The following is a 26,036-nucleotide window of genomic DNA, read 5'->3' as shown; positions in this document are numbered from 1 at the left end:
GCTCCGGTCTCTTTTTTATTTCTTCAATACTTCTTTTTTATGCATATATTCTTCTTCCGTGATAGTTCCTTTAGCAAATTCTTCATCCAGCACATCGAATGCTGAAGGATGAGCTGTTGGAAAAGTGGTCTCAGATTGGTCTTGACTGTTTATATTGGTCTGTTGATTCGTTCTATTTTTCATAAAATAAACAACGCCAATAACCACAACAACTAGCAAGAGCCACCATAATGATCCCATACCAAACATCCCTCCTCGCATCATGCCGCGTCCTCCGCTAAAAAAATTTGAACAATAACCCATATATGATCGCTCCTAACTTATTTTTATTTAGTATAAAATGAAAATATGTCAAAAGTGTGTCGAAAAATGAATTGAGTTCGTTTAAAGTTCAATATGCTTGATCAATTTTTGATAGGAAGCATATGAAGGATGCTTTGTGAATTCACTATTTTCGAAAACTAATGTCTGTTGCTCAACGATTGCTTTGGTCAACGTATCAGAAAATGCTACAAAATCATCGTTGATTTCGTCCTTATATTCTAAAGAGAAATATTTTGACTGCCGATAATATTTTTTTAAGTTATCCGCAGTAATTTTTTCAGGCTGATCAGCAAAATATTCATCATAACGCGCGCTGTCGATTTTCCCATCCGTTACAGTCAGTTGTAATCTTCCAATTAAGCCATTGCCAAAATCTTCAGCATACCCGATATATTTTGTTTTTGATGGTTGTTTGATTTCTTCTGATAACTCAGCCGCAATCGCCATCAAGCCTTCTCTTGCAGTAGTTGAAGAGCCCCTAACTGTTTCAAAATTCCCCGTTATACGATTTTCCTCACGCATTTGTCTTTCTACAAACGTGATCCCATTAACGACCGTTACTAAGGTAGTATCCGTTCTTGGGTTTTGTGCTTGAAAGAACGCATAATCGGAAAGACGTTTATTCGCTCCCGCATATTTTGAGGCGTAATAATTTTCAGCACCGTATTCATTAAATTCAACGTTGATGATTTTAGTTGTGTCATCCGTGACAATCTCAACAATGCCTTTATTTCCAACGTCAAAATAACCATCATTAGTAAAATAATTACCTGTCATCAATCCTAGTGGAGGCTGATTTGACCAAAACATTTTCTTGAGTTTCTCTTCATAAGTGTAAAGAGGTTTCGGATTTGAGCCAAAAGTTGTTTGTGTGGCACCTGTGACTACATCATAATTATAAGAAGTCTTTTCAAAAGACAGCTCATTCGCTCCTGTATCCTTGGTTTCCGTACTTGATGAAACGGTTTCTGAGGAGGTAGTGTTAACAAGTGGTGGTCGTGATGACGTACTCGATTGTTCTGTGTCTGTTCTTTGATCTGGTTTACAAGCCGAAAGTCCAACGATACTGCATAAAATGAACACAGCAAATAAATAGCTTCTTTTCATAGATTTTCTCCTTTTTACTTCTCAGGCATTAAAACGATAACCGCTACCCCAAATAGTTTCTATGGGAATTTCTGATAATTTTCCTTTTTTTAATTTTTCTCTGATACGCCCAACATGAACAACCACTGTATAAATATCGCTATCAAGATCATCCATTTCCCAGACTTGACGAAATAGCTGTTCTTTCATCCAAACTCGATTGGGATGCTCCATAAAAAATAGTAGTAAATCAAATTCCTTCGTCGTAAAAATAATCTCTTCTCCTAAAACAAATACTCTCCGTGCATTCTTATCGACCATGATCTGACCAATTTCTACAGTATCATTCACTTGATCAGTTCTAGTTAGTAACTGATAACGTTTGATATGAGCTTGGACCCGAGCGACTAATTCACTTGGACTAAACGGTTTAGTCATATAATCATCTGCACCTAAGCCTAGACCTCTGACTTTATCGACATCTTCTTTCTTAGCAGAAACCATCATTAACGGGATATTTTTCTTTTCCCTAATACGGCGGCAAATCTCAAAGCCATCCATTGACGGCAGCATGATATCGATCACGATCAAATCAAAAGATTCATTCAACGCCCGATTTAGACCAACCAGTCCATCACTTGCGATTTCGGCTTCCATATGATTGATTTCTAAATAATCCTTTTGCAGTTCTGCAATACTTGCATCGTCTTCAATCAATAAAACTCGTGATATTTCATTTGACATTGGGCTGTCCTCCTCAGGCTTTTTTTAATAAGATCGTGACGGTCGTTCCATGATGTAGTGTACTTTCAATCTCGACGTGACCATCATGCATATCAATAATTTGTTTGACGATAGCAAGACCTAAACCACTACCGCCAGTATTCGTTGGTCGTGCTTCTTCTCCTCGATAGAAATGATCAAAAACAAACGGTAATTGTTCTGCTGAAATTCCTTGTCCGTTGTCAGATACGCTGACTTTCACTATTTCCGAATTTTCAGAAACGTTGATTTGGATCAAAAGCGGACGATCAGTCGCTTTAAATTTTAGACTATTTTCGATCAAATTGATAAAGACTCGATTTAACTGCATTCTATCTGCTAGCACATAGCTTGCGGTTGTTTGTTGATTAGATAATTGGAGTGAAACTTGGTTGTCTTGCAACTGAAATTCCTCAATGATATGTTTCAAGAATTCATTGATGTTGATTCGTTCAAAGTCAAAAGGAATTGCTGCTGCATCTAATTTAGAATATAAAAATAGTTCTTCGATCAGCTCATTCAATGAAAGAGCTTTGGTATGGATCGTTTGAAGATATTTATCTCGTTTCTGTGGTGAATCAGCTACACCATCCAGTAACCCCTCCACGTACCCAATGATTGAGGTGATCGGTGTTTTAAGATCATGAGAAATACTTGCAACAAGTTCTTTACGATTATTTTCAAGTTTTGCTTGTTCTTCTGTTGATTCAATCAAGGCTTCCCGCATTTTTTCAAAGTCATCTGTCAACTGTTTTACTTCCATTGCCGTTTGTTTTACAGGTTTTGTCATCGACGTTTCCAATTGTCCATTGCTTATTTCAGACATTCCTGCACCTAGATTTTCCAAAGGACTGATGATCGTTTTTTTCAATAAATGATTGAGAAAAAGTAATCCACTAAGTGCCACCAGTAGAATCGCTGCAATGATCCAGACACCCCATTTTGTCATAAACTCTAAAAAATTATTTTCTTTTTTCAAGACTAATAGACTACCTGGAACTTGATCACTAAAATAAAAATCAAATTTCATATAGCGATACAAACGACCAGCATTATCAATAGTTCCTCTTGTTTCGATATTATTGTCATCGAATTTAGGAAAATGCGCAATCAGTGATTTCTCTACCAAATCCTGAGAATAATAAGCGATATCTTCTTGTTTGCGTACAACAACACCTAATGATTCACTTTCAAATTGAGTGATCATTTTTTTTAATTCTTCCTGTGGAACAAGTAACTGATCTGGATCGGATTTTGCTATTCCCCGCAATTTGATATAGGCTAATTCTTCTTCTGGACTCAACGAACGCTGTTCTGTAAAGGTTTTATACAAGCTACTTGGACTAGGAATTCTTCCTGTTGTCACATAAAATACAATACAAATGATTGAAAAGAGTGAAAGACAAGCAATCGCAATGCCCCCAATGTATGAAATGAGAAATCGTTTTTTTATTGTCATTTTTTTCTCCTTTGTTTCATTTACTAGGGGGCAATTACTTTTACTCAAAACTTCTTAAAAGCTGAATTCAGGGTTATAGTCCCCAGTATAAGGATCATGTTCTACAAATACGTTGATATCATTGCCTGCTTGATCTTTCCCCATACGTTTATAAGTAAATTTCTTGTTGTTCAGCTCCGTTAATTCTAAAGCTGCGCCATATTTATTTTGACCGATGGATACGTGTGCTCGGATTTTATTATGATTCAATACATCAAAGTAGCCAAAATCGCCACGACTAACACCTGTTTCTAAATTGAAAAATTCATATTTATTTGTATTAGCCGCAAATTTAGCCAAACTGATAAAGTTTTTATTATATTCAGTGACATCATTGCCAGACTCATCGACAACCTTTGTACCGTTCCATAACGTTTGCCCTAAGATTTCAGCACCTGGTTTCTTCGTCTCGATTTTTCCTGTTGTTGTATCCAACGGTTTTTCTTTTTCTGTAAATGCTAACTTAGTTTCATTATACGGGATATGTTCAACAAATACATCTACTTCATTTCCAGCTTTGTCTTTGCCTTTTCTTGTGTAGGTGAATTTTTTATTTGTCAGCTCCGTTAAACCGACAACAGCTTGATAATTCATTGTTTCAGAAATCAAAATCCGTTTGGTTCCGTCATTTGTAATGAAGAAGGTCCCACGATCACCACGGCTCTCTCCTGTTTTAGCATCAAAAAATTCGTAGCGTCCCGTTTCAGCATCGTATTTTGCCAAACCAATAAAATTGGCATTTTCTGCAGTTAAGTCATTGTTGTCTTTGTCATAGACTTTTGTCCCTTGCCAATCGGTTTTGCCTAAAATTTTAGTTAATTTGTCCCCTTTGTTTTTCTCCTTATTATTTTTTGCTTGTTCCGTTTGCTGTGGACTGCTTCCTTTTGTCCCTACAGACTCTTGTGCACCAACACTGCAACCTGCTAATAGTAAAACTAAACTTGATACACCTACGATGATTTTTTTGTTGTTCATGATTTCTTGCTCCCTCCTATAATTAGGTAACTCTTCTTATTGCTTACCTTTATTATAAGAAGTGGATGTAAACAGGTGCTAACAAGAAAATAAACAAATTATAAACAATTCAATTGGTTCATAGTAGTACATACAAAAAAGAGGCTGCGACATAACTCTACGAGTCACATCTCAGCCTCTCAATTACTTTAAACAGTTGTTGTTTTTGGCAAATTATCATAGAATACAGCTTTAGTTGCTGTGATATATGGTGTTAACCATAGATAACCGATCCCAGCCGTTAAAATTGCTAAGAGATGCCAACCAATAAAACTCAAGTCCAATAAGAACAACTGACCTTTATAACCGTTCATTAGCTTTCTGCTACGAGTGATCGAATTCAGAAATCCTGGACGTACGCCCGTTTCTTCATAAGCATCGTAGTAAACAAAATATGTTTGTGAATAAGAATAACCTTTGATAATTCCTGGGATAATCAACAGTAATGACCATAATGTAATAAAAATAGACATTAATACAAAAAGACCGATGATCCCTAAAACGACAGGTCCTGCAAACCCACGAAAAGCATCTGAGAATGGTCGAATTTCTTGTCTTTTTCCTCTATAAATATCTAAGAACGTCCATGAGATTCCGGCACTGAAAATTGCTCCTATGATTCCACCGAGAAAACCACCACCACTACCTCCAGTATTGCCTTCATAGTTTGTGGTACCATTCATTAAATCTGGATTACTTTGTACAAACGTAATAATAGGTATGATCATTAAAAAGAATAGCAAAAGTGCAATTGCAATCGATACTAGCGTTGGTACCAAACACATTAACAAACTATCTTTCCAGCGTCCACGTAAAATATCTTTAGCTTCGCTTTTTAATTCAGCTCTTGTTTTCATAAAATTTTCCTCCTTTCGTTTCAATATATTTAGTATAACAAATATATCGGCTAAAAAAAAAAATTACGCCTTTCGACATTTTTTAGAGTCAATACTGAAATTTCTATTTATAAATAATGGATGCTATAATTTATTTATAGGAAAGGTTTGTTTTACTAAATAAATCTTCTGAAGACAAAAACTACTATTAACATTGATAAACGCACGAAGCAAGTAGCTCTTTCCTTTGATTTATTCGCTTGCAAGCTATACTTTCTTGAATATAACAATGTGTTTCTCTATGCTTAAGAGACATCAACGAAAGGAATAATTACTATGGAATTTGGACAAAAAATTAAAGAGTTAAGAACAAAAAATCAACTGACACAGGAAAAATTTGCTATTCGTTTAAATGTAACAAGACAAGCAGTATCTAACTGGGAAAATAATCGTAACCTTCCAGATCTCGAATTATTGATCCTGATTTCTAGTATTTTTCATATTTCGCTTGATGAATTAATTCTAGGAGGAAACAACGTGAACAATATGACCGAAAAATTAATAAAAGATGGTAGTAAAACAAGACGGGCAAAATTGAATCTGATTACAACATTGGTTGGCGCCTTTTTGCTAATATTCGGGTTTGCTTGTCTTTTTATCAAAGCGAATTCAGTGGAGTATGTTGATGCATCAGGTATTCTCCATGAAAATTTTTATCTTTTGCCCATAGGGTTTCTATTTATTTTTGCTGGAATGATTGTATTTTTAGTCACGGGGATCAAATTTATCAATGATAGCGTTCGCTCAAAAAAACAGTAATATAATTTTGATTTGTCTAGTCTGAGTTGAACGCTAAAAATAGAGGAGAAGCTTTGTACCTCCTCTATTTTTAGCGTATTTCAGAATCTCATTGAGGTAATTAGGTTATTTTCAATTTGGCTAGTTTCTATAATAAACGCTTTATCCAATCGAATTTTATTTGATTATAAGGTGGATAAATCAATTTTGCCATCGAATCTTTTCTGCCATACACAATTGCTTTTTTATGAGAAAAAGTCTCAATGCTGTATTTACCATGGTAGTTTCCCATTCCCGATGCCCCTACTCCGCCAAAAGGTAGATCATCATTTGCTACATGAAGAATGGTTTGATTGATCCCGCCTCCGCCGAAAGAAATATCATGTAAAATTTGTTTTTGAACATCCCGATCATCTGAAAATAAATAAACAGCTAACGGTTTTTCGCCTTCTTTAACAAATCTAATTGCGTCGTCTAATCGTTGATACGTACAAATCGGCAGCAATGGTCCGAATAATTCTTCTTTCATCAAACTGTTCTCTCGGCTTAAGTCAATATCAAATAAGCTAGGTGCGACAAATCTAGTTTTCTGATCATACTCACCACCATAAATAAGATATTGCTGATTTTCATCGATTAACTGAATAAATTTATCAATCGCTGTTCCTTGAACAATACGGCCATAATCTGTATTATCTTGAATCGTTTCTCCATAAAATTCAATAGTCTTTTTCTTTAAAGCGGCAAACAGTTGCGTCTTAACTTTTTCATCTACCAATACATAATCAGTAGCAATGCATGTTTGCCCTGTATTTAATAACTTACTCCAAATAATTCGTTCAGCAGCTAACTCGATATCTGCTTGTTCTGTAACAATTGCCGGACTTTTACCGCCAAGCTCTAAAACAACGGGCGTCAAGTGTTTCGCTGCGGCTTCCATGACAATCTTTCCGACTTTCGTACTGCCTGTAAAAAAGATGAAATCCATACGCTCTTTTAAGACAGACGCATTATCAATTGAATGAGGTGAAAGCACTTTAACATATTCTTCATCGAACGTTTCGCCCAAAACAGCGCCAATCACTGCCGCAACATTTGGTGTTTTTGACGATGGCTTCACGATTGCGCAATTTCCGGCCGCAAGTGCACCGATCAAAGGAACTAAGGTCAATTGAAGTGGGTAATTAAACGGACCAATAATGTAGACTGTTCCAAAGGGTTCTAAGAAGACCATATTTTTATTTAGTAATGATGAAACTGCTCTTGGCTTGTTTACAGGTTTTGTCCATTTATCAATATTTTTTAGCATATCTTTAATAGCAGAGAGAACTAGCCCCAATTCAGTGGCATACACCTCTGCCCTAGGCTTTTTAAGATCTTTTTCAAAGGCCCAGTAAAAATCTTCTTCATGCTTTTGGACATTTAATAATAGTTGTTCAAGCTTTTCTTTTCTGAAAGAAATTGATTTTGTTTGGTTTGAGTTAAAAAAAGTACGTTGCTTTTTCATTATCACTTGGAGATCTAATTGATTCATGATATGTCCTCCTTGTTTTCTTTTTAGTATAGCACCGATTTTTTCTTTTGGATAATAGAAATCTTACTTTTATAAGTTTGGTATCTGTTACACGCGGTTAGAGTATAAAAAAAGCGTTGTGAAAACTTAAAGCCTTTCTAAAATCCATGGTCGTGCCGTACCTTCTGCATCTTCTTTAGTCGTAGAAAAGTACACGATCATTTTGGTTTCTTCATAATTGGAAAAAGTGTATCTAATTGTCTGATCATTATTTAAGTAGTTCAACTCTGATTTTCCATTTTCAAATGTTAACGGAATTGTTTCATTCTCCTCAGAATTTTCATTTTGAGCGATCAGCAAGTTGACCTTATTGTAATCAAACGTGGCTTGTATTTGAATAAATACCGGATAATCCGATTCTGTTGACTTCCACCGTCCTAAAATACTCTCTTTAGATATCATTCGTTCCTTTTTCAGTTCAATCGGTGCTAAAGAACCCCCTACAGCCAGTTCATCCCCACTTTGTTCAACTTCATAGCTAGGGTATACGGTAACTAGATCCTCCTTCACTTCAAAATCGTAATGAGATTTTTGATTCTTTGCTTCATGTGTATAGATCTTATTCTCTTCTGTATACTCTATTTCTAAGGTAATATCATTAAAATTTAGCATTTTATCATCGTATGTTATCTCATATTTGCCGTAATCATAACTATCTGCATACCATAAGCCTTTTAACGTATGAATTAAGTTTTTATCACTCTCTTTTTTAGCACTATCTGTGGCTCCTTTTTGAGCAGTACATGAAGCTAAAATGATTAAAATAACTAACAAAAACATACCCTTTAAATAGTTTTTCATCGTTTTATCCTCCCCTTTAAATGCTTGTGCTATACTCCAGCCTTAAACTAAGTATAACTGAAAAAAATCGTTTATTAAATATCTATACGCATTCCTACTGTGTGGATGCAAAAAACTCCTCTTGTTTAAACAAGAGGAGTTTTTACGTATGGGTATAAGGAGAAAAGATTCAAAAATCAGTTGTCCCTTTTTACTTTATAATCAACTAAAATTATTTGTTTTTTAAGTTGTAGAAAGATTTCAAACCTTTGTATTCAGCAACTTCGCCTAATTGGTCTTCAATTCTTAATAATTGGTTGTATTTAGCGATACGGTCTGTACGTGATAGAGAACCAGTTTTGATTTGACCAGCGTTTGTTGCTACAGCGATATCAGAGATTGTTGAATCTTCTGTTTCACCAGAACGGTGAGAGACAACTGCAGTGTAGCCAGCTTCTTTAGCCATTTCGATAGCTTCAAATGTTTCAGTTAAAGTACCGATTTGGTTCACTTTGATAAGGATTGAGTTAGCGATGCCTTTTTCAATACCTTCAGCTAATTTAGTTGTGTTTGTAACGAATAAATCATCACCAACTAATTGCACTTTGTCGCCTAAAGCAACTGTTAATTTTTTGAAACCATCCCAGTCATTTTCATCTAATCCATCTTCGATTGAGATGATTGGGTATTTCGCGCATAATTCTTCGTAGAATGCGATCATTTCTTCAGTTGTTTTTTCGCCTTCGCCTGAATCAGCTAAAACGTAAACGCCTTTTTCTTTGTCGTAGAATTCAGAAGAAGCAGCATCCATAGCAAGAACGATATCTTTACCAGGTACATAACCAGCTTTTTCGATTGCTTCGATGATTACTTCAAAACCTTCTTCGTTTGAACCAAGGTTAGGAGCAAATCCACCTTCGTCACCTACAGAAGTAGCTAAGCCACGAGCTTTTAAGATTCCAGCTAATGCGTGGAATACTTCAGCACCATAACGTAAAGCTTCTTTGAATGTAGGAGCGCCTACAGGCATGATCATGAATTCTTGGAAGTCGATACTGTTATCAGCATGAGATCCGCCATTGATGATGTTCATCATTGGTGTTGGCAATACTTTTGTATTGAATCCGCCTAAGTAGTGGTATAAAGGTACTTCTAGGTAATCAGCAGCAGCACGAGCTACAGCGATTGAAACACCAAGGATAGCGTTTGCGCCTAATTTACCTTTGTTAGGAGTTCCATCTAAATCGATCATTGCTTTATCAATTGCCATTTGGTCACGTACATCGTAGCCAATGATTGCTTCAGCGATGATGTTATTCACGTTGTCAACTGCTTTAACAACCCCTTTACCTAAGTAACGAGCTTTGTCGCCATCACGTAATTCAACTGCTTCGTATTCACCAGTTGAAGCTCCAGATGGAACCATTCCACGGCCAAAAGCACCGCTTTCAGTGTATACTTCTACTTCGATTGTTGGGTTACCGCGTGAGTCTAAGACTTCGCGTGCGTAAACATCAGTAATAATTGACATGTTTTGTCTCTCCTTTGAGTTTGTTTTATACTAAGGGGATTCGATTCCCTTAATTATGATTGTAGTGAATAAACGCGCGCTATGCAAACATTTTTTGCATAATTCATAGATTATTCAATGATTGAGGTTGGGGCAGAAGTGTTTAACTCCGAGAAATAAGAAGAAATTCATGAAAATTGTTCTTCAAATTTTTGTGAGTTTCAGCTTATTTCCGAAGGAGTTGCTTCTGATCCCACCGTTTATCAAAACTATTTAACGGCGTCTAACAATGCTAAGAATGAATCTGCTTCAAGGCTTGCTCCGCCAACTAAAGCTCCATCAACGTTTTCTTTCGCCATATATTCAGCAATGTTTTCAGGTTTTACAGAACCGCCGTATTGGATACGTACAGCTTCTGAAACTTCTTTACCGTATAATTTTTCAACTGTTGAACGTACAACGCCACAGATTTCATCAGCGATGTTTGCATCCGCAGATTTACCAGTTCCGATTGCCCAGATTGGTTCATAAGCAATAACCATTGAAGATACTTGCTCATTTGATAAACCAACTAAACCGTTTGTGATTTGTCCTTCGATCCATTCAGCAGTTTTGCCTGCTTCATATGTTTCTAAAGATTCGCCACAACAGAAGATCGGTGTCATGTTGTTTGCAAAGATTGCTTTGGCTTTTTTGTTGATGTCTTCATCTGTTTCATGGAAGTACTCACGACGTTCGGAGTGACCAATAATTACATAGTCAACACCTAAATCAGCAAGTGCTGCTGGAGACGTTTCACCAGTGAATGCACCTGAATTTTCCCAGTAGCAGTTTTGTGCAGAGATTTTCAATTCAGTTCCTTTAGCTGCCTCTACTAATTCTTGTAAGAATAAAGCAGGAGAACCGATTACTGAATCAACAGCACTATTAGCAGGAATTTTTGTTTTTACTGCTTCTGCAAAAGCTTTCGCTTCTGAAGCAGTTTTGTTCATTTTCCAGTTACCAGCGATGATTGGTTTACGCATGGAAAAGCACATCCTTTTCTTATTATGGTATGGATTGATTAAACAGTATTTAAAAGGCAAATTTTTTATTTATCGTTAATTGCCGCTAAACCAGGTAATTCTTTACCTTCTAATAATTCTAAGCTTGCGCCCCCACCTGTTGAGATGTGAGTGAATTTGTCAGCAAAGCCTAATTGGATTGCAGCTGCAGCAGAGTCTCCTCCACCGATGATTGTTGTAGCATCTGCCAGGTTAGCGATTGCTTCACAAACACCGATCGTACCTTTAGCAAAGTTACTCATTTCAAATACGCCCATTGGTCCATTCCAAACAACTGTTTTTGCACCTTCTAATGCTTGGGCAAATAAAGCGATTGTTTCAGGTCCAATGTCAAGACCCATTTGTCCATCAGGAACATCACCTGCATGTTCTTCTGTAGGGACATCATTTGAGAATTCAGCAGCAGTGATTGAGTCGATTGGCAAGATTAATTTATCGCCTGCTTTTTCGATCAATTCTTTTGCTAAGGCAACTTTATCTTCTTCAACTAAAGAGTTACCAATGTTCATCCCTTTAGCTTTGTAGAATGTATAAGTCATTCCGCCACCGATAAGAATCTTATCTGCTTTAGAGATCAAGTTTTCGATAACACCAATTTTGTCAGAAACTTTTGCGCCACCTAAGATAGCAACGAATGGACGTTTTGGTGCAGTTACTGCTTCACCAACGAATTTGATTTCTTTTTCCATTAAGAATCCTGCAACTGTTGGAATACCAGTTGACGCAATTCCTACGTTAGAAGCGTGCGCACGGTGAGCCGTACCAAATGCATCATTCACAAATACATCGCCTAAAGAAGCCCAGTATTTACCTAATTCAGCATCATTTCCGCTTTCTTTTTTACCATCGATATCTTCAAAACGTGTGTTTTCAAACACTAAAACGTCGCCGTCTTTCATGTTGTTAACAGCTGTTTCTAATTCAGTTCCGCGAGTTTCAGGAACGAATGTTACTGGTTTACCCAATAATTCGCCTAAACGTTCTGCTACTGGTTTTAATGATTTGCCAGCTTTATCTTCTTCTGTTTTCACACGACCTAAATGAGAGAATAAAATTGCTTTCCCGCCATTTTCGATTACGTATTTGATTGTTGGAAGTGCTGCAACGATACGGTTATCGTTTGTGATCACGCCATCTTTCAAAGGTACGTTAAAGTCAACACGTACAAGAACTTTTTTGTCTTTTAAGTCAACATCTTTGATAGTCTTTTTAGCCATTAAAAGTTGCTCCTAACTATTTTTTGATTTTGAAAAGAATGATTTTTCTTAAACTTATAAAAAAAGCAGGGAAGCGCGTTGCTTCCCCGCTTATTATTTCACAGTTGTTCAAATTTCACTAATGATAAGAGTTACTCTTATAAGTTAGCGAAGTACTCTAAAGTACGAACTAATTGTGCAGTATAAGACATTTCGTTGTCATACCAAGCAACAGTTTTCACTAATTGTTGGTCGCCAACAGTCATTACTTTAGTTTGAGTAGCATCGAATAATGAACCGAAAGTCATACCTACGATATCAGAAGATACGATTTGATCTTCATTATATCCGTAAGATTCGTTAGCAGCTTTAGCCATCACTTCGTTTACTTCTTCAACAGTTACTTTTTTGTCAAGAACTGTTACTAATTCAGTTAATGAACCAGTTGCTACAGGAACACGTTGAGCAGCTCCGTCTAATTTACCGTTTAATTCAGGGATAACTAGACCGATTGCTTTAGCAGCACCAGTTGTGTTAGGTACGATGTTTTCTGCTGCAGCACGTGCACGACGGAAGTCTCCACCAGGATGTGGTCCATCAAGAGTCATTTGGTCACCTGTGTAAGCGTGGATTGTAGTCATAAGACCTTCAACAACACCAAAGTTATCTTGTAAAGCTTTAGCCATAGGAGCTAAACAGTTAGTCGTACATGAAGCACCTGAGATAACTGTTTCTTTACCTGTTAAGATATCGTGGTTAGTGTTATAAACGATTGTTGGTACGTCATTTCCGCCTGGAGCAGAGATAACAACACGTTTAGCACCAGCTTTTAAGTGTAATTCAGCTTTTTCTTTTGAAGTGAAGAATCCAGTACATTCAAGAACGATATCTACGCCTAAGTCGCCCCATGGTAATTCTTCTGGGTTGCGGTTAGCAAGAACTTTAACTTCTTTACCGTTTACGTTGAAAGATCCATCATGAACTTCAACAGTTCCGTTGAAACGTCCTTGAGTTGTGTCATATTTTAACAAGTGAGCCAACATTTTAGCATCTGTTAAATCATTGATTGCTACTACTTCGATTCCTGCTACATCTTGGATACGACGGAATGCTAAGCGTCCGATACGTCCAAATCCATTAATACCTACTTTAACTGTCATTAAAGATTTCCTCCTTATGAAAATCAAAAATTTTTTTATTTTAAAGGGTTGCCCCTTTTAAAATCTCATTTGCGGCAGCTTCATCTGTGATGAGCCACGTTTGTTTTGGTGCATTTTTCATGTATGCTCGGATTGCTTTGGCTTTTGTCTTACCGCCTGCTATCGCAACAACATTTGGAATTTTTTGTACATCCTTTAACTGAAGTCCAATGCGAGGAATTTTATAAACAACTTCCCCTTCTTCATCAAAGAAATATCCGAAAGATTCTGCTACAGCATTGTTTTGCTTTAACATAACCATTTCATCATCTGACATTTTACGACGTGCTGCCATATGCAAAGCGCGTCCAATACTGTGAACAACACAATTGCTTTGTTCGATCAGTGTCAGTACTTCTTGAATCGATGGTTCTTGCAGTAGTGAGTTATACGTTTCTAAGCTCAATTGCTCTGGTACGTATAGTGCTCTATGGTGACCGCCAGTTTTACTTGCCATTACAGCACTTACTGAATTGGCTTGAACCGTCATTGCTTCACCGATCCCGCCTCTAGCTGGAACAAACAAATTATGTCGTTTTTCCGTTTCTAGGGTCCCCATATGTTCTGCGGTCAAGGCCATTGTCGTACCACCCATAACGGCAACGATATTATCACCATCAGGTAAGAGTAAATCTAAGGAATCGGTCAAAATATCGCCGAACTCATAAAGTACCTTTTCCTGATTGTCACTGTTGCCTGCTACAACGATACAACGCTTGATCCCAAAATATTGGCTGATTTCTTTTTCAACTTGATGCATACCAAGTAACTGATTCATTACTGCTTCTAATCCTTGATAAACTTCTAAGCCTTTTTCAGTTAAGGTCATTCCGCTTTTAGAAGTCTCTATCAGTTGTAAGTTTTTCAGAAAATCTGTCTCAGTTCTCAAGACCCTTTCTGTAATCCCCATACTATCCGATAAGCTTCTACGTCCAATAGGCTGCATCCAGTAAATATTACGAAGAATATGAAACCTTTCCTGCATTACATCGAGCAAATCTGGAGCAACTGCTTCAATCATTTTTAATTCATCTAGCATGATGCGCTCCTTCGTTGGTCTAAAAACGTCCAAGTAAGACTTAAAACGACCTATGAACTTTAAAAAATAGGATTGATGTTCTTCTTTCTCATTGTTAAATTCTTTAACAGTCTTAAAAGCGTCCCTCAATCTTACAAACTTAGTTTAACAGTTTTCATTCGTCTTTTCAAGAAAAAGAGATTATTTTTTTGAAATTAACTAGCTCCTCTTTGAAATAAATTATTGACTCTGGCTCTTTAGAGTCATTTGTACTATAAAAACTTCAAAGTAATCAAAGAAATCCAGACGAATATCTGGATTTCTTAATTTACTATATATTTTATAAATCCTCTTCATAAAAACGCCCAAGAATTTTGACGTTATCTGAAATACTTACAAAAGCAGACGGATCAGATTCTTTCATTGCCGCTTCTAATGATGGTAATTCAAAACGAGTCACAACCGTCAATAATAACGTTTGCTTGTCATGTCGATAGGCACCTTCTGCTTCATGAATGATCGTAATCCCTCGTCTCATTTTCTGTTGGATGCCATCAATAACAGCATCTGGATTTTTGGTAATGATCATGACCTGCATCTTCTTTTGCTTAGTATAGACTGCATCCGTTACTTTTCCACTCACAAAAATAGACAACGCACTATAAAACATATATTGCCATCCAAATAAATAACCCGCTACAAAAATAATCAATCCATTAAAATACATGGAGATCGAACCCACAGAACGCCCCGTTTTCTTACGTATCGTAATACTAAAAATATCCAGTCCGCCAGATGAAAGGCCATTCTTCAACGCAAAGCCAATACCAGACCCCATCACTGCTCCCCCAAAAATCGCACAAATGATCGGATCGTTGGAAAGACTTGTTTGCGGTACGATTTGCATAAAAATCGACGTCAACGTAACCGTCAAAAAGGTAAAAATCGTAAATTTTTTCCCGATTTTGCGCCAAGCTACGAAAAACAATGGAATATTTAATGCATATAACGTAATGGAAACAGGCACTTTAAATCCTACAACATTCGTTGACAAGGTTGTTAAAATTTGAGCTAGTCCGGTAATCCCACTGGAATAAATGTTTCCCGGTTGGTAAAAGAAGTTCATCGCGACAGATGCCAAAATCGCATAAACGATCGACACTGAAAGTTTTGTCGTGTAATCATGGACAGGTAAACTTTCAAAGAATTTTTTCATGTAGAAGTAGCCTCACTTTACTTGATTCATTTGGTTCTCATTATACGTGCTTTGTGGTAAGAAAAAAAGCACAATCTTTTAAAATAGAAGAAAAGTATTGCTAATTTTTCATTTTCACTTGAGGATTTCAACTTTTTTCAATATATTGTGCATACTGAAAAAATGCTTATAAAGAGAAAATATTTTTGTTAGAACAAAACATTCAAAAACAGCAAAGGTTTGATTCTTTGCTGTTTTCCTGCTGTTTAATACGAATTTAATGTCTTCAACATTTCTGAATATCCAAGACTTCTAGCATAATCTTCCGCGGTTCTTCCAGTGTTGTCCTTCAATGCTTTATCTGCCCCACCTTCTAACAATGCTTTGACGATTTTTTGATAGATTTCAGATCCATCTCTCAACGCAACCGCTTCGATCAAAGCGGTATAACCATAATTATTTTGATGATCGATATCTGCTCGTCCATCTTTTAACAGCAGTTCAACGTTTGCAAGATGACCTTTTTCAGATGCTGGAATCAAGGCATTGCCCCCAAAACGATTGAACTTTTGTTGGTCGGGCACTTGTTTTTCTAACATATAAGCTAGAATTTCTGTTTTTCCTTGTGCGCCGGCATATAGGTAAGGACTGTCAGAAATTTGATCTTGGATATTAATGTCGGCTCCTGCATCGATCAATATCTTAGCTATTTCAATCAAGTTTTGATGTGTTGCGATCAACAGTGCGGTTTCGCCTTGAGCGTTGATTTCATTGATCGGATAATTTTCATCTTTCAGTATTTCTTGAACTTTGATTGAATCATTATCATTGACCGCTTGAATCAAAGAGCCTGTTGAAAATATTTGTTTCGACGATTCCGTTGCTTTCATTTCATTTACCTCTTTTGACTCACTTGATTTCTCTTTACTATTTTTCTCAATAGACATCTGTGTACTCTCCTTTACTGGTTGTTTTAGATCAGATTTTTTAAAGTGGCAAGCTGAAAAAATAAAGATCAGTGAAACTAGCAACGATAGCGTTAGCAAAAACTTCTTTTTATTCACAATCATCCCTCCTTAGCGGTGTTTAGATTCAGTATAAATCATAAATATAAACAAACTATAAACGCGGTTTACCTCATAGTACTTTGTAAAGATGATTTTACAGCACTTTATCAGGCTTAGATGGATGCTTGATTGATGTGATTTTTTTAGGATCAGCTCAACCTACTTGGGTAAAAATTTATGTGTATATTATAGTGGAGCTGTTGCTATAAGTAAAAGAAGTGAATTTATATTCCATAACTTAGAAATTAAGACCATCGATACTTGATGAAAAAACTTTTTTTAGATATAGATGATCTCTCAATTAATACACCCATAATTGGCATCTATGAACATTTCATAATTCAGCAAGGAAAATAAAAAAGCGCCCAAAATGTTATTACTCATTTTGGGTGCTTAATTTTTTTACTTCTTACTCATCTATCGCTGTTACATCAATGTTCAATTCAAATAATTGTAATGGCGAAACTACACTTGGTGCACTTGTCATTGGATCAGCAGCTTTCCCATTTTTAGGGAAGGCGATCACTTCACGAATATTATTTTCACCTGCCAGTAACATTACTAAACGGTCTAAGCCTAAAGCAATTCCGCCGTGTGGAGGGAAACCATAATCTAAAGCATCTAACAAGAAACCAAATTGTTCTTGTGCTGATTCTTTCGTGAAGCCTAGTGTTTCAAACATTTTTTCTTGCAACTCACGTTTATGGATACGCAATGAGCCGCCACCTAATTCGTAGCCATTTAAAACGATATCGTATGCTTCCGCATAAACTTTCGCCGGATCTGTCGAAAGTAATTCAATATCAGATTCTTTTGGCTGTGTGAATGGATGATGGGCAGAAACGTAACGACCTGCTTCTTCATCGTATTCAAACAATGGCCAGTCAACGACCCACAGGAAGTTGAATTTCGACTCATCGATCAAGCCTAATTCTTTCCCTAAACGAGAACGAATTGCGCCTAATGCGGCAGCAACCACTTCTGGTTTATCAGCACCAAACATCAAAATATCACCGACCTCAGCATTTGTTGCTTTGATCAAGTCATCAGAAACCTCTGTTAAGAATTTTGCGATTGGTCCTTTCAAACCATCTTCTTCCACTTTTAACCAAGCAAGTCCTTTCGCACCAAATTGGCTTACATAAGTGCCTAGGTTATCCATATCTTTCCTTGAATATTTATCTGCAGCACCTTTGGCATTCAACGCTTTGACTTGTCCACCATTTTCTAAGGCCATTTGGAAGACTTTGAAATCAACATCTTTCACTACATCTGCGATATCGATCAGTTCCATATCGAAACGTGTATCTGGTTTATCACTTCCGTAACGTGCCATTGCTTCATCATAACTAATACGTGGAAACGGTAATGTGATTTCGATTCCTTTTGTCTCACGCATCACTTTTGCTAGCATTTCTTCAGTCATTGTTTGGATTTCTTCCGGTGATAAGAACGTTGTTTCCATATCCACTTGGGTAAACTCTGGTTGACGATCCCCACGTAAATCTTCATCACGGAAGCAACGAACGATTTGGTAATAACGATCGAAACCGGCATTCATCAATAACTGTTTAAAAATTTGCGGTGATTGCGGCAATGCATAGAAATGTCCAGCATGTACACGTGACGGAACTAAATAATCACGAGCGCCTTCTGGTGTTGATTTAGCTAAATAAGGTGTTTCAATGTCTAGAAAATCAGTGTCATCTAAATAATGACGGATCGATTTTGTTACTTCGTGACGTAATTTCAAGTTTGCTGTCATTTGTGGACGGCGTAAATCTAAATAACGATATTTCATGCGAATTTCATCGCCGACATTGTTTTCATCTTCAATTAAAAATGGTGGTGTTTTAGCCGTATTTAAAATGGTGATATCTGTTGCCATCACTTCAAATTCACCAGTCTTCATTTTAGGATTGATGGCTTCTTTGTCGCGGTAAGTTAATTCACCTTTAATTTCGATCACATATTCACTACGGCATTTATCTGCAATTTCCCAAGCTTCTTTTGAATGTGCCGGATTGAACACAACTTGTGCGATTCCTTCGCGGTCACGTAGGTCGATAAAAATAACTCCGCCTAAGTCACGGCGCTTTTGGACCCACCCTTTTAATGTAATTACCTGTCCTACTAAATCTGCTGAGACTTCTCCGCAGTATACTGTTCTTTTTGTCATTGATCTTTACTCCTCTTCATTTTTTACTAGTTATTAATCAAACATCACTGTCATCATTTCATCGTAGACTTCATCAAATCGTTCATAGATATCTGAGAGTGGAAATGCTTTTTCATTACGATTTGCCATAGCTTTTACATTGACGATACCTTCTGCCAATTCAGTTTCACCTAAAGTCAGTGCAAGCTTAGCATTTAATTTAGCCGCTGTTTTGAATTGAGCTTTTGCTTTACGATCCATAAAATCACGATCGGCTGAAAAACCAAAGTTACGAATGGCTTGAACCAGTTTTAGTGTTTCGACATTTGTTTGCTCACCGATTCCAACCACGTAAGCGTCGATCTCATTGATTACTGGAACCACAACCTCTTCTGCTTCCATTGTGATTAAAACACGCTCAATTCCCATAGCAAAACCAAAACCAGGAGTTGCAGGCCCGCCTAATTCTTCGACTAAGCCATCATAGCGTCCGCCGGCACAAATCGTCGCTTGAGCGCCCATGCCTGGTGCTTCACTCATCACTTCAAAAATCGTATTCGTATAATAATCTAAGCCACGAACCATGTTACTATCGACTTCAAAGGGAATATTTAATTCATTCAACATTGTTTGAACTGTTTCAAAATGTTCTTTTGACGACTCGCTTAGATAATCTAAAATCGATGGTGCCTCGGAGACGATTGCTTGGTCTTTTTTATCTTTACTATCTAGAACTCGTAAAGGATTTTCATGTAAACGACGTTTTGAATCTTCACTTAGTTCAGCCATTTTTGGTTCTAAATAATCGATCAATGCTTGACGATAAGCGATTCTAGTTGCTTTATCACCTAAAGAGTTGATTACTAATCGAATTTGATTGATTCCTAATTGTTTGAAAAAGTCTAGGGCCATCGCCATACTTTCAACATCTACAGCAGGATTCACACTTCCAAAGGCTTCTGCCCCAATTTGGTGAAATTGTCTTAAACGTCCAGCTTGAGGACGCTCATAGCGGAACATTGGTCCCATGTAATACGTTTTATATGGTTTTGCAAATTCTGGTCCAAATAATTTATTTTCAACAAATGAACGAACGATCGGCGCTGTTCCTTCTGGTCGTAGAGTCACATGGCGATTTCCTTTATCGTAAAAGTCATACATTTCTTTTGAAACGATATCGGTCGTATCTCCTACACTACGAGAAATTACTTCATAATGTTCAAAAATCGGTGTGCGGATTTCTTCATATTGATAATCTCGAAAAATCAAACGAGCTGTTTCTTCAACAAATTGCCACTTCTCTGAAGTTCCTGGTAATAAGTCATTGGTTCCTTTGGGTTTTTGATAACTCATTGTTTCATCTCCTATTTATTGTTCATTGTTTGTACTTTATTTGGGTAGAGAATGGTTGGTTTGAAATAAGTATAGAGCTGGTTGTGAGAGCATGTTGAATTTTTCAAACGATTGCCCCACTGTTCGTTTCGATCATCGCGTTTGGTGATTCACTAGTACGGTAACTTCTCTCACTTTGAACGTCTTGTATTGTTCATCATCTACTCTGGCAGAGCCAGTCACAGTCCTTCAATTCTTAGTACTTCAGCTCTTAGAAATTGATAGGATCGAAACAAGGTGGAGTGATTCACTAGTACAGTAACTTCTCTCACTTTGAACGCCAAGTATTGTTCATCATCTACTCTGGCAGAGCCAATCGTAGTGATTCACAACAAAAACTCGCCCTTGTATAAATACAAGGGCGAGTGAATAGACACACGCGGTACCACCTAAGTTCGAAAGATTGCTCTTTCCTCCAACGATTAACGCTCGTAACGGAACGGCTTTTCCTCCGTTCATCTCCAGAATGTCTTTCGATTTCTCTAACGAAGTTGCTTTCAGCCAAGGCAACTTTCTCTTGTACAATCAGTTTGAAATCTACTCGTTCTTTCATCGATTTTTTTATAGTATCTATAAATTACTAGAGATTGGAAATAAAGTCAAGTAGAATTTCAGTTTGCTTGACAATAACAGTTAATAACTGTTACTCCTTACTATTCAATATTGCCCAAACATTCAACGCATCCCGTATTCCTTTAACATGATGCACTCGAACGATTTCGACACCTTTATTGGCAGCAAATAATGAAGCTGTAACCGAACCGAAATCACGCGCTAAAGGGTCAGATTCGTTTGTCAACGCAGCTATCGTTCTTTTCCTTGATACTCCATACAGCAAAGGATATTCTTTGTAACGAAAACCTTCTGGATATTTTAGAATCTCAAATTTTTCCTCTGCTAATGCTGCATCTGCAACTTCTGGAAAATACGTATCGATCGAAATAGGTTTATCTGTTCTATTTCTGATAGCTTCTACTATTGGTAAGATTCTTTCTTCTTGTTAAGCTGAAATTTCTTGATAATTTGGCTGTGTGGATTATTCCCCCTCAACATTTGCCGCCAACATCTCTTCAAAATGTGCTATCGCTTTATCTAGCTCATTAAAATGCCACCATCTGACATCTATTTTAATCACTGATAAGTTCAGTTGTAGTCTTTATACTATAGAAAGACAAGAAAACTTTAGCTTTCTGTTTTTTTAGACATTTTGTGATAAAGATTCTGGTAATAAGCAAAAAAACTTTCTTCTTTACGTTTAATCAACTACACTAGAAATAGAAAGTCAGGAGGAATCATAATGACAGAAAATGTTCAAATTGGTACAACAGATGTTTATTCAACGCCTCTCGGTTTAGGAACAAATGCTGTTGGTGGTCATAATTTATTTCCAAACTTAAATGATGATACTGGAAAAGAAATCGTTCGAACTGCTTTAACAAACGGGATTACGCTATTAGATACTGCTTTCGCATATGGAATGGGACGTTCAGAAGAATTGATCGGTGAAGTGTTAAAGGCGTTTGACCGCAGTAAAGTTGTCATTGCGACAAAAGCCGCTCATGATCCAGCTAACCCTGGCACATTTAATAATACACCAGAATTTTTGACACATTCTGTTGAAGAAGCATTACAACGACTACAAACAGATTATATCGATATTTTTTATATCCACTTTCCGGATGAAACAACACCTAAAAATGAAGCAGTTGCCGCCTTGCAAAAGCTAAAAAATGCTGGAAAAATCAAAGCAATCGGCGTTTCTAATTTTAGTTTAGAACAGATCAAGGAAGCAAATCAAGAGGGTTTCGTAGATATTGTTGAAGATGAGTATAGTTTGATCCATCGTAAAGCTGAAAAGGAGTTATTGCCTTATCTTAAAGATAACGAAATTTCTTTTGTGCCCTATTTCCCATTAGCATCTGGCTTATTGACTGGTAAATATGAAAGTGATGTAATATTTCCACCTGAAGACATACGTAGTAAAAAACCAGACTTTCAAGGGGAACGCTTCAAATCAATTATAGAAAAAGTCAATCAGCTTAAATTGATTGCAGCTGATTATAATGCTAGTGTTGCAGCAATCGTGCTTGCTTGGTACATCAAAAATCCTTTTGTTGCGGTTGTCATCCCTGGTGCAAAAAAGCCTGAACAAGTACTCAATAATGTGAAAGCTTTGGAGGTACATCTGACCGAAGAAGATTATCAACGAATCAATCAATTGTTTCGTTGAGTTAATAGGGTAGGATTGCTTTTGCTCCTACCATTTATTCAGATTCAGAGCCCGAAACAAAACTAATTTTTTTAGTTTTGTCCCGGGCTCATTCACTTTTTTTAATGATGATAAAGCATATCATGTAAAATATCAGAACCCGATAACTCACTCTTGTAGTATGTTGGCCAATTATTTAATTCTTTCAGCAATACTTCTTGGCTTTCATCTCCAACATATAAATGAAAATGTTCGGCCTTCGTGGGTTCAATATTATGATCACTAAATTGAATGTTCTTAGGTGCTCCGCTATTGTCATCAGTCCTACTAAATAAATAGCGCACTCCTTTTTTACCAGAATCATATGTCAAAATTTTGTATCCGTCATATTGATAATCTGCTTTGAGAGAGGTATCTCCTTTAAAAAATTCAATTGTATTCCCATTGATAATAATCCGAGTAGTATCCGTTTCATAACCGACTGTATAATACTGTTTGTACTCCTCAAAACTTTTGTCTTTCTTTTCTTTAGCTTTATGCTCAAAAACCTCATCCAACGTTCCGTCTAATAAAAATGGATAAATAGATTGCCAATCACCTGACCAATCCTCTAGTGTTCGATTTTGTACCTCTTCATCTTTGAATTCTCCATCATGACTATGCTTATGTTTGTGGTCATGTGTAGGTTTTGCTTCAGACTTCTGAGTTGTTGTAGATGTTGATTCAGCTGTTTTTGTATTTTTCTTTTCCGTACAGCCACTAACCATTAGCACCCCCAATAGAAGAATCCCCAATCCTTTAGATAACAGTAAGCTGTTCTTTTTCATAAATAAACCTCCACTTTTATATTGTCGACTAAATCTAGTTTATTGTTTCTTTCTGTTTTACGCCGAACAAAACGTAATCGTTACGATTTAATCACGATATTTTATACTATCTTTCATAAAAAAGCAATAGCAATAAAAAATACTGCAAATAACAAGAAAACACGAAAATCGTTCTCCTCCTTACTTGCAGTATTTTTTACTAGATACCTAAAAGCTCTGTTAAAGAAATCAACGCTTCTGAAATCGCGCCAATCAGTTGAGTTGCTTGTACTTCATCTGTTTTTTTAGCTGAGAGTGTCAAAATCACTTTTTCATCTAGAATACCGTAATACATTCCGAATCCTGATTTATTGACCGGTCCAAAGCTAAATGACTCTAATATATCATAGGGGATTCCAGTCGTAGAGATAAAATCCTCGCTTAATATTTTAAGAGCTTTTGTATGGAAAAATTTTGCCCCCTCCTCTGGATTAAGTGCCATTTGCTGTAAACCAAACAAATGCCGTTCTAATCCCTTACCATTTTGACATTGGTTGATCCGACTTGAATGAGCTGTTGCAGCCTCAACGAATAATGCCATTAACCTCTCCTTAGATGTCGGCTCTATTTTGTTATAAAATGCTTCTACAAACTGCTTTTTCTCTTGACTTATCGAACGAGCAGATTCCGTCCGCCCTTCATAATACATGCGCATTGCAACTGGCTCATAAACAGATCTTAGCTTGCCAAAAACTGTTTGTTGCGCCATAGCCAACGCAATATGGAAGAACGCATCTGGACTTACTTTGGCTTTTTTCATCCGTTCTTTGCCAATTTCTGAAACAACTTGATGGTTCAGAGTATATGAACTATTCTCTATTTCTACAAGCTTTTGGGCTTCTTCTAAAGCCTTGAACATTTGCTCATCCAATGACCATTCAAATTTTTGGACTAAATCAGAAGAGTATTTTGTAGTTTTTGCTTGCTTCAGCTCATTAAATGACTCAAAAACTTTCGTTAGTAAATTTAAGGTTGGAACTCCATCGATGGCTGTATGTTCCATATTAAAACCAATATGACCGTTTTTTGTGATAATTGCTTGCATCGTTTTTGTGAGAAACTGATGACTTGTATTCAATAAAACATCTGTGATTCGTTCCTCTTTTGACTCATCTGCTCCGTCTGAAAAACTTAAAACAAATAATGCGTCTTCGATTTGCTTGAGATTCTGACTGTTCAGCTCTTTTTTTTGAAGCTGCTGATACATCAAATTCGCCCGTTCTCTTTCAACTCCCGTTAAATAAGGAAGTAGGGCCTCTCCTTGTTTTGGGTTAATTTCAAGGGAAAGAATATAATTCAAATTTGCTAGTATTTGCTCCAAAGAATGGAGTTTCCCTAAGTTATCTGTCACCTCTAGACGGAAGTAGCTACCGTTTACAAAAATCACAATATAATTTCTAGTAGGATTTATGGCTCCTCTGTAAAAAGAATCTCGCTCATTTCCGGGTATTCTGCAGCTGTTGAAGAAATTTAAATAAAATGACATATCGACATTTTGATTATTTTTTGTATATTCGATTGGATAGGTTCCGTTCGCTAAACTCAGATAAATGTTGGTCATTTGATAAATCAGCTGAGCAGCTCGCATTTCTTTCGATTCAATTTGGCTATAATAATGTTCGTCGATAATCAAAGCAAAGTTTGATTCGCTTTGCAGATAGCCGCGACTTTTTAAATAACTTTCTTCCCAAAACAGGGCTAACCAACTTCCAGCGCTATTTTCCGCATACTCAACTAAATCTTTTTGTAATAGTAGACCATCAGACACACTAAACGCTATAGCTTTTTTTGAAAGTCTTTTAATTCTTCTAATGTAACCAGTGGCCTCAACCAATCACTTAATGCAACGAGAGTTTCATGTAATTCTGGTACTGGTAACTTTTTTAATTTTGGTAATAATTTTTCTTTATATTTTTCCATCTTACACCTCAACAATCACTTTATGCTTATTATACCAAGCATTTGTTTCTCGATGTTCTTTTTTAGTAACTTATTAAAAAAAACATCATTCTTACTATTAAGCTTCGCAAGAATGATGTTTTGATTATTTATCTTTTGTATCAATAATGATCGTGACTGGACCATCATTGATCAATGAAACTGCCATGTCTGCACCAAATTCACCTGTTTCGACAGGAATATCTAGTTCTTTAAGCTGTTTATTGAACAAATCATATAAAGGAACTGCCACCTCAGGTCGAGCAGCTTCTATAAAACTAGGCCGATTGCCTTTTTTAGTGTCGGCATATAAGGTAAATTGAGACACACTCAAAATACTCCCTTGAATTTCTTGAATACTCAGATTCATTTTACCGCCATCATCTTCAAATACTCGCAACTTACTGATTTTACGAGCTAAGTAGGCAACATCTTCTGCGCTATCTGATTGATGAATACCAAGTAAAATCATAAAGCCTTGCGCTATTCTTCCAACACTTTGTTGTTCGATCCTCACTTCAGCTTGTGTCACACGTTGAATGACTGCTCTCAT

Annotated in this window: 24 protein-coding genes and 1 other annotated feature; of the genes, 2 read left to right on the top strand and 22 right to left on the bottom strand. The window is 36.7% G+C overall.

Annotation, left to right across the window (positions count from 1 at the left end; genetic code table 11):
• Window positions 1-15: 15 nt before the first annotated feature.
• The 6 genes from V192_RS0112765 to V192_RS0112740 all read right to left on the bottom strand — a co-directional run bounded on the left by V192_RS0112765 (window position 16) and on the right by V192_RS0112740 (window position 5,541).
• Window positions 16-264, bottom strand: coding sequence for an SHOCT domain-containing protein (locus V192_RS0112765; protein WP_239644679.1), 249 nt, complete (start codon window positions 262-264; stop codon window positions 16-18).
• Window positions 265-384: 120 nt separating this feature from the next.
• Complete coding sequence (locus tag V192_RS0112760) at window positions 385-1,431, bottom strand: hypothetical protein (RefSeq protein WP_025872329.1); 1,047 nt, start codon at window positions 1,429-1,431, stop codon at window positions 385-387.
• A 21-nt stretch (window positions 1,432-1,452) separates the two neighbouring features.
• Complete coding sequence (locus V192_RS0112755; protein WP_029948259.1) at window positions 1,453-2,154, bottom strand: response regulator transcription factor; 702 nt, start codon at window positions 2,152-2,154, stop codon at window positions 1,453-1,455.
• A 13-nt stretch (window positions 2,155-2,167) separates the two neighbouring features.
• Entirely contained in the window at window positions 2,168-3,631 is a 1,464-nt protein-coding gene (locus V192_RS0112750) for a sensor histidine kinase (RefSeq protein ID WP_025872325.1), read from the bottom strand.
• 54 nt (window positions 3,632-3,685) lie between these two features.
• Complete coding sequence (locus tag V192_RS0112745) at window positions 3,686-4,645, bottom strand: DUF4822 domain-containing protein (protein WP_025872323.1); 960 nt, start codon at window positions 4,643-4,645, stop codon at window positions 3,686-3,688.
• A gap of 188 nt (window positions 4,646-4,833) precedes the next feature.
• Window positions 4,834-5,541 (bottom strand): DUF975 family protein, encoded by a 708-nt coding sequence (locus V192_RS0112740; protein ID WP_025872321.1) that lies wholly within the window; start codon window positions 5,539-5,541, stop codon window positions 4,834-4,836.
• 315 nt (window positions 5,542-5,856) lie between these two features.
• On the opposite strand from V192_RS0112740, the gene V192_RS0112735 reads away from it, so the two are divergent.
• A complete protein-coding gene (locus V192_RS0112735; RefSeq protein WP_025872319.1) occupies window positions 5,857-6,339 on the top strand; it encodes a DUF3955 domain-containing protein in 483 nt (160 codons plus the stop codon).
• A 127-nt stretch (window positions 6,340-6,466) separates the two neighbouring features.
• Here V192_RS0112735 and V192_RS0112730 read toward each other — a convergent pair whose 3' ends face one another.
• The 12 genes from V192_RS0112730 to V192_RS21285 form a co-directional block, all read right to left on the bottom strand.
• Window positions 6,467-7,852 (bottom strand): aldehyde dehydrogenase family protein, encoded by a 1,386-nt coding sequence (locus V192_RS0112730; protein WP_025872317.1) that lies wholly within the window; start codon window positions 7,850-7,852, stop codon window positions 6,467-6,469.
• Window positions 7,853-7,978: 126 nt separating this feature from the next.
• Window positions 7,979-8,692, bottom strand: coding sequence for a hypothetical protein (locus tag V192_RS0112725; RefSeq protein WP_025872315.1), 714 nt, complete (start codon window positions 8,690-8,692; stop codon window positions 7,979-7,981).
• A 211-nt stretch (window positions 8,693-8,903) separates the two neighbouring features.
• The gene (gene eno / locus V192_RS0112720) at window positions 8,904-10,202 is read right to left on the bottom strand and encodes a phosphopyruvate hydratase (protein ID WP_010771434.1); all 1,299 of its coding nucleotides are present in this window, start codon (window positions 10,200-10,202) and stop codon (window positions 8,904-8,906) included.
• A gap of 248 nt (window positions 10,203-10,450) precedes the next feature.
• On the bottom strand, window positions 10,451-11,206 hold the full coding sequence (tpiA, locus tag V192_RS0112710; RefSeq protein WP_010763067.1) for a triose-phosphate isomerase: 756 nt from the start codon (window positions 11,204-11,206) through the stop codon (window positions 10,451-10,453).
• 65 nt (window positions 11,207-11,271) lie between these two features.
• On the bottom strand, window positions 11,272-12,462 hold the full coding sequence (locus V192_RS0112705) for a phosphoglycerate kinase (protein ID WP_025872309.1): 1,191 nt from the start codon (window positions 12,460-12,462) through the stop codon (window positions 11,272-11,274).
• Window positions 12,463-12,599: 137 nt separating this feature from the next.
• Window positions 12,600-13,601, bottom strand: coding sequence for a type I glyceraldehyde-3-phosphate dehydrogenase (gene gap / locus V192_RS0112700; RefSeq protein ID WP_025872307.1), 1,002 nt, complete (start codon window positions 13,599-13,601; stop codon window positions 12,600-12,602).
• A 40-nt stretch (window positions 13,602-13,641) separates the two neighbouring features.
• Window positions 13,642-14,679, bottom strand: a complete 1,038-nt coding sequence (locus tag V192_RS0112695) for a sugar-binding transcriptional regulator (protein WP_025872304.1) — start codon at window positions 14,677-14,679, stop codon at window positions 13,642-13,644.
• Window positions 14,680-14,998: 319 nt separating this feature from the next.
• A complete protein-coding gene (locus tag V192_RS0112690; RefSeq protein WP_025872302.1) occupies window positions 14,999-15,874 on the bottom strand; it encodes a YitT family protein in 876 nt (291 codons plus the stop codon).
• Window positions 15,875-16,119: 245 nt separating this feature from the next.
• Window positions 16,120-16,917, bottom strand: a complete 798-nt coding sequence (locus V192_RS0112685) for an ankyrin repeat domain-containing protein (protein WP_025872300.1) — start codon at window positions 16,915-16,917, stop codon at window positions 16,120-16,122.
• A gap of 412 nt (window positions 16,918-17,329) precedes the next feature.
• Window positions 17,330-19,099, bottom strand: coding sequence for an aspartate--tRNA ligase (aspS, locus tag V192_RS0112680; protein ID WP_025872298.1), 1,770 nt, complete (start codon window positions 19,097-19,099; stop codon window positions 17,330-17,332).
• Window positions 19,100-19,132: 33 nt separating this feature from the next.
• Window positions 19,133-20,431 carry a histidine--tRNA ligase gene (gene hisS, locus V192_RS0112675; RefSeq protein ID WP_025872296.1) on the bottom strand — a complete coding sequence of 433 codons (1,299 nt, stop codon included), beginning with the start codon at window positions 20,429-20,431 and terminating at the stop codon, window positions 19,133-19,135.
• Window positions 20,432-20,824: 393 nt separating this feature from the next.
• Window positions 20,825-21,032, bottom strand: a binding site (T-box leader).
• 81 nt (window positions 21,033-21,113) lie between these two features.
• Window positions 21,114-21,458: a dihydropteroate synthase gene (locus V192_RS21285; RefSeq protein WP_275574543.1), complete on the bottom strand. Its 345-nt coding sequence runs from the start codon at window positions 21,456-21,458 to the stop codon at window positions 21,114-21,116.
• Window positions 21,459-21,767: 309 nt separating this feature from the next.
• On the opposite strand from V192_RS21285, the gene V192_RS0112665 reads away from it, so the two are divergent.
• Window positions 21,768-22,700, top strand: coding sequence for an aldo/keto reductase (locus V192_RS0112665; protein ID WP_025872292.1), 933 nt, complete (start codon window positions 21,768-21,770; stop codon window positions 22,698-22,700).
• A 101-nt stretch (window positions 22,701-22,801) separates the two neighbouring features.
• On the opposite strand, the gene V192_RS0112660 is transcribed toward V192_RS0112665, so the two are convergent.
• From V192_RS0112660 to dtd, 4 genes are all read right to left on the bottom strand, one after another.
• Window positions 22,802-23,506, bottom strand: coding sequence for a metal-binding protein ZinT (locus V192_RS0112660; protein ID WP_025872290.1), 705 nt, complete (start codon window positions 23,504-23,506; stop codon window positions 22,802-22,804).
• Window positions 23,507-23,705: 199 nt separating this feature from the next.
• Window positions 23,706-25,313 carry a choline/carnitine O-acyltransferase gene (locus tag V192_RS0112655; RefSeq protein ID WP_025872288.1) on the bottom strand — a complete coding sequence of 536 codons (1,608 nt, stop codon included), beginning with the start codon at window positions 25,311-25,313 and terminating at the stop codon, window positions 23,706-23,708.
• 8 nt (window positions 25,314-25,321) lie between these two features.
• Window positions 25,322-25,465: a choline/carnitine O-acyltransferase gene (locus V192_RS22300; protein ID WP_239644678.1), complete on the bottom strand. Its 144-nt coding sequence runs from the start codon at window positions 25,463-25,465 to the stop codon at window positions 25,322-25,324.
• Between the two features lie 124 nt (window positions 25,466-25,589).
• Window positions 25,590-26,036 carry a D-aminoacyl-tRNA deacylase gene (gene dtd, locus V192_RS0112645; protein WP_025872286.1) on the bottom strand — a complete coding sequence of 149 codons (447 nt, stop codon included), beginning with the start codon at window positions 26,034-26,036 and terminating at the stop codon, window positions 25,590-25,592.

It is taken from the genome of Enterococcus crotali (genome assembly GCF_000633635.1).
Taxonomy (GTDB): Bacteria; Bacillota; Bacilli; order Lactobacillales; family Enterococcaceae; genus Enterococcus_L; species Enterococcus_L crotali.
Note: the sequence above shows the minus strand (reverse complement) of the source record. Positions and strands in the feature narration are given on the sequence as shown.